Origin of the sequence: Gilliamella sp. Bif1-4 (assembly GCF_001690535.1) — a bacterium.
Taxonomy (GTDB): domain Bacteria; phylum Pseudomonadota; class Gammaproteobacteria; order Enterobacterales; family Orbaceae; genus Gilliamella; species Gilliamella bombi.
This window is the reverse complement of record NZ_LZHC01000088.1, coordinates 1-1,214: the sequence shown is the minus strand read 5'-3', so window position 1 is coordinate 1,214 and position 1,214 is coordinate 1. Positions and strand designations below refer to the sequence as shown.

The following is a 1,214-nucleotide window of genomic DNA, read 5'->3' as shown; positions in this document are numbered from 1 at the left end:
TTTTCGGCTTATGCCTATTGGTATAATCATAAACGATTACATTCTTCGTTAGGCTACTTGCCTCCCGTTGAATTTAAAAAACACTTACCCCTTAATTTTTTTGTTTGAAAATGTGTTGCCATTCCAGCATTAATATCTTGTTCTTTTTTTACATGGTCACCAAATTTGCTACTTTCGTTTCCTTTCTGATTGGTAACCTGATTATCCAGTATTTTATCCTTAGTCTCTTTATAATTTCCACCGCCTTGTTCAACATTTCCTTTTCCGTATTCTGATTCGAAATAATCTTTATCTAATGGTTTATTTGCATTCGTCCCCTTTACAGCTAATAACTTGCCACTCCCCAAAATTTTGTTTATTTTAGGAAAAGTTATAGTCCCTGTAATACCATTGACTATCATTATTGTGCAATGGTTCTGCCTGCCATTTGTCTAGCTTCTTCGTCATTATAGCCAAAACTCTTATAACTTTGTACATAACCTTTGATCCTCGCCAAAATATTAGACAGTGCCCGCCTCTATCATTTTTTCGTTTTGGTAATATTGTTGTTCATATTGTTCAGGTGATACCCAGCCATTGGCTGAATGACGGCGTATCCGATTATAATAGATTTCAATATATTCAAATAGTGCTTTATTAGCCTGCTTCCTCGTTTTGTAGTAACAGTCATGAATAATATGTGTTTTGAGTGTATGAAAAAAACTCTCAACAACCGCATTATCAAAGCAGTTGCCTCTTCGACTCATGCTTTGCCTTAGCCCATATTGTAACAATAATTGCTTGAAATCAGCACTGCAATATTGGCTTCCTTGGTCACTATGAATGAGTACATTTTTAGGAAAGTGACGCCGAAATAAAGCTTGTTTTAATGTATTACACACTAAATGGCGGTCTATGTAGCGACTGGTTTGCCTAGCAATCACTTTTCGTCCATATAAATCGATAATCACCGACAAATATAACCAACCTTCACCCGTTTTAATATAAGTAATATCGGTTACCCATGTTTTATTAGGCTTATCAGGATTAAATTGCCTATCTAACGTGTTGGGCGCAATATTGTGATGAGCCTTGTCTGTTTTATGCTTGAATTTACGTGCTGCTTTACTCCGTAATCCCAATTGTTGCAAAACACGGCTAATTGTCCTTTCTGAAACTTGATAGCCTGCTTCTCTTGCATCATGAAGCAGGCTTGGCGCACCCAAACGGGCTTT

At 36.7% G+C, this 1,214-nt stretch carries 2 protein-coding genes and 1 pseudogene; 1 reads left to right on the top strand and 2 read right to left on the bottom strand.

Going from position 1 to position 1,214, the window contains the following annotated elements; translation table 11 throughout:
* A pseudogene (locus A9G25_RS13475) lies at positions 1 to 51 on the top strand (hypothetical protein); the annotation flags it as partial.
* A gap of 2 nt (positions 52 to 53) precedes the next feature.
* Here A9G25_RS13475 and A9G25_RS13235 read toward each other — a convergent pair.
* Positions 54 to 401, bottom strand: coding sequence for a hypothetical protein (locus A9G25_RS13235; RefSeq protein WP_065626229.1), 348 nt, complete (start codon positions 399 to 401; stop codon positions 54 to 56).
* A 99-nt stretch (positions 402 to 500) separates the two neighbouring features.
* The coding region (locus tag A9G25_RS12005) for an IS3 family transposase (RefSeq protein WP_065626405.1) at positions 501 to 1,214 on the bottom strand (714 nt) is incomplete at its 5' end.

Bases quoted from the DNA above. Each gene is read 5' to 3' on its own strand.
- A9G25_RS13235 (WP_065626229.1), bottom strand. From the start codon at position 401: ATGATAGTCAATGGTATTACAGGGACTATAACTTTTCCTAAAATAAAC.